The sequence below is a fragment of the Dolichospermum sp. LEGE 00246 genome, from assembly GCF_015207865.1.
Classification (GTDB): domain Bacteria; phylum Cyanobacteriota; class Cyanobacteriia; order Cyanobacteriales; family Nostocaceae; genus Dolichospermum; species Dolichospermum heterosporum.
In genome coordinates this window covers 1-7,113 of the sequence record NZ_JADEWA010000283.1, presented here as the reverse complement: position 1 = coordinate 7,113, position 7,113 = coordinate 1, and the positions used below count along the sequence as shown (strand labels likewise).

7 protein-coding genes are annotated in these 7,113 nt (G+C 38.9%); 2 read left to right on the top strand and 5 right to left on the bottom strand.

The window, feature by feature from the left end; genetic code table 11:
• Positions 1-54 precede the first annotated feature (54 nt).
• Positions 55-273, top strand: coding sequence for a hypothetical protein (locus IQ228_RS17340; protein ID WP_027402479.1), 219 nt, complete (start codon positions 55-57; stop codon positions 271-273).
• A gap of 87 nt (positions 274-360) precedes the next feature.
• Here IQ228_RS17340 and IQ228_RS17335 read toward each other — a convergent pair whose 3' ends face one another.
• The 5 genes from IQ228_RS17335 to IQ228_RS17315 all read right to left on the bottom strand — a co-directional run bounded on the left by IQ228_RS17335 (position 361) and on the right by IQ228_RS17315 (position 4,911).
• On the bottom strand, positions 361-1,104 hold the full coding sequence (locus IQ228_RS17335; RefSeq protein ID WP_027402478.1) for a Uma2 family endonuclease: 744 nt from the start codon (positions 1,102-1,104) through the stop codon (positions 361-363).
• Between the two features lie 88 nt (positions 1,105-1,192).
• Positions 1,193-1,915, bottom strand: a complete 723-nt coding sequence (locus IQ228_RS17330; protein WP_027402477.1) for a Uma2 family endonuclease — start codon at positions 1,913-1,915, stop codon at positions 1,193-1,195.
• 321 nt (positions 1,916-2,236) lie between these two features.
• Complete coding sequence (locus IQ228_RS17325) at positions 2,237-3,151, bottom strand: methylenetetrahydrofolate reductase (protein WP_193963733.1); 915 nt, start codon at positions 3,149-3,151, stop codon at positions 2,237-2,239.
• A gap of 119 nt (positions 3,152-3,270) precedes the next feature.
• Positions 3,271-4,275, bottom strand: a complete 1,005-nt coding sequence (gene trpS / locus IQ228_RS17320; protein ID WP_193963731.1) for a tryptophan--tRNA ligase — start codon at positions 4,273-4,275, stop codon at positions 3,271-3,273.
• A gap of 288 nt (positions 4,276-4,563) precedes the next feature.
• Entirely contained in the window at positions 4,564-4,911 is a 348-nt protein-coding gene (locus tag IQ228_RS17315; protein WP_193963729.1) for a type II toxin-antitoxin system HigA family antitoxin, read from the bottom strand.
• Positions 4,912-5,106: 195 nt separating this feature from the next.
• Here IQ228_RS17315 and IQ228_RS17310 point away from each other — a divergent pair, with 195 nt between their 5' ends.
• Complete coding sequence (locus IQ228_RS17310; protein WP_027402474.1) at positions 5,107-6,687, top strand: B12-binding domain-containing radical SAM protein; 1,581 nt, start codon at positions 5,107-5,109, stop codon at positions 6,685-6,687.
• The last annotated feature ends 426 nt before the right edge of the window (positions 6,688-7,113 follow it).

The following is a 7,113-nucleotide window of genomic DNA, read 5'->3' as shown; positions in this document are numbered from 1 at the left end:
CCATAAGTTATAATCTATTTAAAGAAAGTCAATTAAATGAAGAAAACCTAAATTATGGTAACACTAGAAGAGGCAATTTCAACTGTTAATCAACTTCCTCTTGAACAAAGAGAAATGTTATTAGAAATTATTAAAAATCAAATGATTGAATCTCGTCGTGAAGAAATTGCTGAAGATGCAAAAAAAGCAATTTCAGCTTTTCAGCAAGGAGAATTAAAACCTCAATCTATGGAGAGTATTATTGTTGAATTACAAGCAAGTTTAACGGTCTGATACCTTATTTATTTGTGAAAAAGTGATCGATCATTTGTTTCTACTTCCGTTAAATCCAAAATCGTCATCATTACATTTAATTTAATATCACGCTTCCGGTTCAATCCCCAAAGCCCGCAACTGTGCAGCTAAACGATCGCTTTTTTGACGTTCTAGTTCGGCTCTTTCATCACCATTCAACAACAAATTACCTTGGGAATCCCACCAACGCAGCCAAGGTAGTTCCATAGCCAGATACTCACCTTGCCATAAACCTAACTCCACATCCATAGGTTTAATTGGATAATGTCCCCGTTCATTTGCTGGTAATAACTGATATTGTCCACCAGTTAATTCATAAACTTCAAGACGGGCTTTCCTAACTTCATAAATGCCATAAAAAGCAGGGCGAATTACCTGTTCATAAATCCAAAATTTACCTTTCCAAGGAGTTTTATCTCTTTCTTCACTACCATTTCCAGAGACAAATTCTAAAACAATTAACGGGGCAATGTACTCTTGCCAAAGGACATAAGATCGCCGTATTTGCCCATTTAAGGTAGGGGGTACATTGGGGACATAAAACCAATCTGGAGCTTCTGCACCCCGTTCTGCTGGGTCAGTCATCCGCCAGTAGATACCGCTATCTTGACCTATGGCATATTGTCCGTCTGGATGGCGTTTTTGTAATACTTGTTGAATGGAGTCTGTCAGTAGATTGCTTTGAGGATGCTCCTGAAAATTTTTCACAAATGTACCGTCCGACTCTGGTAGTTGGGTATGATCTGGAAGAGAGGTTTCTGGGTAAGGGCGTAAGTCTTGATCTTCCTGGATATCAGTTGTAAAAGTCATTATGTCCTCCTGCTGGTGTGAGGTTTATTCTAGTTTAGCAAAATTAGTAAGGATTGCGACGCATCCTTAACCCAAAGTCCAAATAATATTACGCTTCCGGTTCAACTCCCAAAGCCCGTAATTGTGCAGTCAAACGATTCGCTCTTTCTTCACCGGTTAATAATAAATTACCTTGCAAATCCCACCACCGCAACCAAGGTAAATCCATAGCCAGATATTCACTTTGCCATAAACCCAACTCAACACCCATAGATGTAATCGGATAATGTCCCCGTTCATTTGCTGCTAATAACTGATATTGTCCACCAATTAATTCATAAACTTCTATACTGGCTTTATTTACTTCATAAATGCCGTAAAAAGGAGTACGAATTACCTGCTCATAAATCCAAAATTTACCTTTCCAAGGAGTTTTATCTCGTTCTTCTGCACCATTCCCCGAAACAAATTCTAAAACAATTGATGGAGCAATAAATTCTTGCCAAAGGACATAGGAGCGTCGGGTTTTACCATTTAAGGTAGGTGGTACACTGGGAACATAGAACCAGTCTGGTGCTTCTGCACCTTTCTCAGGTGGTTCAGTAATACGCCAATAAATGCCTAAATCTTGTCCAATAAAATATTGACTATCAGGATAAAGTTTTTGTAATACTGGTTTGATAGAATCAGTTAGTATAATACTTTGGGGATGTTCTTGCCAATTTTTCACAAACGTGCCGTTAGAATCTGGCAGTTGGGTATGATCTGGAAGAGAGGTTTCTGGATAAGGGCGTAAGTCTGAATCTTCCTGGATATCAGTTGTAAAAGTCATTATGTCCTCCTGCTGGTGTGAGGTTTATTCTAGTTTAGCAAAATTAGCAATATTTAGAGGGTGTTTGAAAAGTTTTTAATGTATAAACAGACCCCTCTCCAAACCTCTCCCCGAAGCGGGGAGAGGCTTTGAAAACCCCCTTCCCTCGTAGGGAAGGGGGCAGGGGGGTTAGGTTTTTGGAGATTATCGGTTTCATCTAATACTTTTAAAACATCCTCTTAGAGACAACGACTGAATTTAAATATACGTGATCTCAAAACCCTTGTAGAGACGTTCCATGGAACGTCTCTACTAAATTCATAATTTAAGCTGTTTTTCTTCCTAATTAACTTTCCCCACCCCCGCTAAATCCAAAATCGGTGCAATCAAATCTTCCCGTTTCACCGCCATAATATGCACACCCTGACACAATCCCCGCGCAGTTTGCACTTGTTCGGCGGCAATTTTCATGCCTTCTTCTAGAGGATGTTTCGCTTTTGCTAATCTCTCAATAATGTGTTCAGGAATATTCACGCCGGGAACAGCTTTATTAATAAACTGGGCATTTTTTGCCGATTTCAAGAGAAAAATTCCTGCCAAAATTGGTTTATTGTAACCACAGGCAATTTTATTCATGAACTTTTCTAATATTTCAAAATCAGTAATTAATTGACTTTGAAAAAATTGCGCCCCGGCTGCTATCTTCTTTTCAAAGCGACTTTGCAAACCTGACCAACTTTTCGATTGAGGATCTACTGCTGCACCTGCAAATAAATCTAATGCACCATCAGTGAGGGGCTTTTCATTAAAATCAAAACCCTGATTCATGTTTCTAATTAACTGCAATAGCCGCACAGCTTCCAAATCAAAAACGGCTTTTGCTTGAGGATGATCACCGGCTTTTACAGGGTCGCCAGTTAATGCTAAGATGTTGCGGATACCCAAAGCATGAGCGCCCATTAAATCTGCTTGTAATCCAATTCTATTGCGATCGCGGCAAGCAAACTGACAAATCGGTTCAATGCCATTTTGCAATAAAATCACCGAGGCTACCAAGGAAGACATCCGCATTACGGCACGGCTACCATCAGTAATATTGACAGCATGAACCCTTCCCTTAAGAGTCGCCGCCATTTCGATGGTATGGATAGGATCTCCGCCCTTGGGAGGTGCAACTTCGGCAGTAATTAAAAAGTCACCCTTTTGGGCGGCTGTGCGGAAGTTGTTAAAAGCACTAAAGCTATAAGTATCCGGCATAGTTCAAATTTATCTTGAGGTTTTCTTAAAGAGTAAAACGAATTACACATTAAAGACTAAACCTTAGTTATATATTACTCACTCAGATCCCCGACTTCTTCAAGAAGTCGGGGATCTATCTATGGAACAGTGAAACCCAAAGCCGCTTTCACATCTGCTAGAGTAGAGTTAGCGATCGCTCTGGCTTTCTCCCCACCATCCCGCAACACTGACTCTAAATAACCCTTATCCGCCATTACCTCCTGATATTTGTCCTGAATCGGCTTTAAAGCATGAATCGCCGTTTCTGTCAATAAAGGTTTGAACTGTCCCCAACCCATATCTGCACATTCAATCCCTACCTCTTCCTTAGTTTTTCCAGCCAGCAGCGTATACAGTGTCAATAAATTATGGCATTCTGGGCGTTCTGAATCATCAAAGGTTAAACCCTTCACCAAATCAGTTTTACAGCGTTTAATCTTCTTAGTAATCTCCTCTGGAGAGTCTAAAATATTAATTCGGCTCAATTCTGAAGGATCTGATTTTGACATTTTCCTTGTCCCATCTGTCAAACTCATCACCCTTGCACCTTCCTTTCTAATCAAAGGATCTGGTAATTTTAATACAGGTGCTTTTTTGGCAAATTGGTGATTAAACCGATTAACAATATCCCTTGTTAGTTCTAAATGTTGCTTTTGGTCTTCACCCACTGGCACTTTATCAGCTTGATAAAGGAGAATATCCGCCGCCATGAGTACGGGATAATCTAATAAACCAACACCGACATTTTCCCCTTGTTTAACGGCTTTTTCCTTAAACTGAATCATATCTTGCAACCAGTTCAGGGGGGTAATGCAATTTAGCAACCAAGTGAGTTCACTGTGTGCGGAAACGTGGGACTGAACAAAGATATGAGAGTGTTGTAAATCAATACCACAAGCTAAATATAAAGCAGCAATCTTGTAAGTATCAGCCGCTAAAGTGGCGGGATTATGCGGTACAGTGATAGCGTGTAAATCTACCACACAAAAGAAATTTTCATACTGGTCTTGAATTTCTACCCAGTTGCGAATCGCACCTAAATAGTTACCTAAGTGTAAGTTACCAGTTGGTTGAACTCCCGACAAAACGCGCTGTTTACCCATAATTATCCGTTATTTATCTCCTCTTCCCCGCTTTGTAAATGGGGCGGTTACAAGACTCATTTTAGTAGTCATTGGGAGTGATTGGGGATTAGTGATGAGGTTATTAAGAGACTTCCAAGAAATAAATTATCCTAAGAAACGAACCACAGAGGCACAGAGTACACAGAGAGAGAATTTCTGCATCAGTTTTGGGACATTTTTTTATTTGGAAGTCTCTAAAAGCATATTTCCTCTTTTTCCGACTTTTGCCAGAAGTTTCTACAATTACCAGGTAAGCGGAAAACTCAGTTATGCAACTAAATAAGTAGGATCAATTTGGAAAAACACAGCTAGATCTTGAATTTGTTTTTCTGTTAATTGGCGTTTACCATTAAAAATATCTAAAACTATTAACTCACTTTCTAAGATAGAAACTAAATCTTTTGGTTGCAGATTAGATTCTTCTAACAAAGCTTGAAGGAGTGCTATACCTGTTAAGGTAGGTATTATTTCATGTTGTTGTTCATAATCATAAACAAGAGTAGCAAGAACCTTCAGATAGTCTCGATCATCTTGTGTAATATTTTGTTGATCTAAAATAGAATTAATTTGATTTTGAGTAGCAATTAATTCATCTTTACTGGTAATTATGTGCATATAGTAGTAATCGAGAATTTTTAAACTACTGATTATTTTTCAGTTATCTTGATTCTCTTAATATTATCTGCTTTGTTGCTTAAATATAAAACTAAAAGAATCTGTACCTCCAGAGAGATAAAAACCAACTGACCTAACTTTTATAGTTCAAATTAAATAGGTTTTGATCAAAAACAACTCAGGGAAATATACTTAATGAAAGCTTTATTAATCTGGCCGATAATGCCTAATTCTTTTTGGTCTTATCAGGAAACCATTGATTTAGCTGGGTTACGATCTACGAATCCCCCATTAGGGTTAATCACGGTGGCAGCAATGTTACCGAGTGATTGGGAATTCAGATTGAGCGATCGCAATGTCCGTCTAGAAACAGATGCAGATTGGGAATGGTGCGATATAGTCATCATTTCTGCAATGATCATTCAACAACAGGATTTTGGTGAATTAATTAGAAAAGGTAAGGCATTAGGTAAAAAAGTGGCAGTGGGTGGACCATTTGCCACATCTGTACCAGAATTTGTTCTTGAAGCCGGCGCAGATTATTTAATTTTAGATGAAGGGGAAATTACTATTCCCATGTTTGTAGAGGCTTTAGAAAAGGGAGAAGAGAAAGGGATTTTTCGCGCTACAGAAAAACCCGATGTCACCACAACTCCCCTACCTCGATTTGATTTATTAGACTTAAATGCTTATATAGCCATGACGGTGCAATTTTCCCGGGGTTGTCCATTCCAATGTGAATTTTGCGATATTATTACCCTTTTTGGCCGCAAACCCCGGACAAAAACCCCAGAACAAATCCTCGCAGAATTAGATGCTTTGTATCAGATGGGTTGGTGGCGTTATGTATTTATAGTTGATGATAACTTTATTGGCAATAAACGCAATGCTAAGGTCTTTTTAAGAGCATTAATTCCCTGGATGGAAGAACGTAATTATCCTTTTGCATTATTAACAGAAGCTTCTTTAAATTTAGCAGAAGATGACGAATTACTAGAACTAATGGTAAAAGCTGGGTTTGTGCAGGTGTTTATGGGAATTGAAACCCCTGATGTAGATAGTTTAGTCGGAATTAACAAACCACAAAATACCCGCAATTCCTTAGTTGAATCCTGCCATAAAATTACTAAAGCCGGATTACAAATTATGTCTGGTTTTATCTTAGGATTTGATGGTGAAAAACCAGGTGCAGGTAAACGGATTCAAGAGTTTGTAGAAGCAACTTGTATTCCCCAAGCCCATCTTAACTTATTGCAAGCATTACCCAATACAGCCATGTGGACTCGCTTGCAAAAAGAAGGACGGTTAAGGGATGGTTTAGGTGAATTTGTGGGTTCTCAAAAAGCCTTAATGAATTTTGTTCCCACTCGGCCAATGTCGGAAATTGCCGAGGAGTTTGTTGATGCTTTTTGGAATTTATATGAACCCATGCCCTACCTAAAACGGACTTTCCGGCATTTTATGATGATGGAAGGTTGGCGGGCTAAATATGAAAGAAATTTAACAAAACCAGAGTTTCAATTTTTAATGTCTATTTGTTGGCGACAGGGAATTTTGCGTTCTACACGGTTTGTTTTTTGGTGGCAATTAATAGTAATGGCATGGAGTAAACCTCATCTATTATATGATTATTTAATTGCCCTGGGTACAGGTGAACATTTTTTCAAGTTCCGTCATGAAGTCAGGGCAGAAATAGAATCAGAATTGACAGAATTTCAGCAACAAGAACAAGAACAAAAAGTAATAAGTCTACAATTAGAACCTGTAAGTAAGTAATCAATACCTTGTCCATTTTTGGTAGGTTGGGTTAAGCGACAGCGCAACCCAACCTTGTATCTTAGGGACTTCCAAATAAAAAACACTCAAACACATAAGGACAAAAATCTAACTTGAGCTTTAAAGCCATCTATCCCGCAAAGAACTCAAGTCAACTCGTTCCCAGTCTCTGACTGGGAATGAGTTCTAGAAGGCTCTGACTTCAATGATATTAGAGGCAGAGCCTCATTAGCTGCATCCCTAGTCAGAGACTAGGAACGAGATGTGGTAAAGAACTCAAGTCAACTCGTTCCCAGTCTCTGACTGGGAATGAGTTCTAGAAGGCTCTGACTTCAATGATATTAGAGGCAGAGCCTCATTAACTGCATTCCTAGTCAGAGACTAGGAACGAGATGTGGTAAACTTCTGTTCTTTCCTCCCCTACCC

Bases quoted from the DNA above. Each gene is read 5' to 3' on its own strand.
- trpS (WP_193963731.1), bottom strand. From the start codon at position 4,275: ATGGGTAAACAGCGCGTTTTGTCGGGAGTTCAACCAACTGGTAACTTA.
- IQ228_RS17310 (WP_027402474.1), top strand. From the start codon at position 5,107: ATGAAAGCTTTATTAATCTGGCCGATAATGCCTAATTCTTTTTGGTCT.
- IQ228_RS17325 (WP_193963733.1), bottom strand. From the start codon at position 3,151: ATGCCGGATACTTATAGCTTTAGTGCTTTTAACAACTTCCGCACAGCC.
- IQ228_RS17330 (WP_027402477.1), bottom strand. From the start codon at position 1,915: ATGACTTTTACAACTGATATCCAGGAAGATTCAGACTTACGCCCTTAT.
- IQ228_RS17315 (WP_193963729.1), bottom strand. From the start codon at position 4,911: ATGCACATAATTACCAGTAAAGATGAATTAATTGCTACTCAAAATCAA.
- IQ228_RS17335 (WP_027402478.1), bottom strand. From the start codon at position 1,104: ATGACTTTTACAACTGATATCCAGGAAGATCAAGACTTACGCCCTTAC.
- IQ228_RS17340 (WP_027402479.1), top strand. From the start codon at position 55: ATGGTAACACTAGAAGAGGCAATTTCAACTGTTAATCAACTTCCTCTT.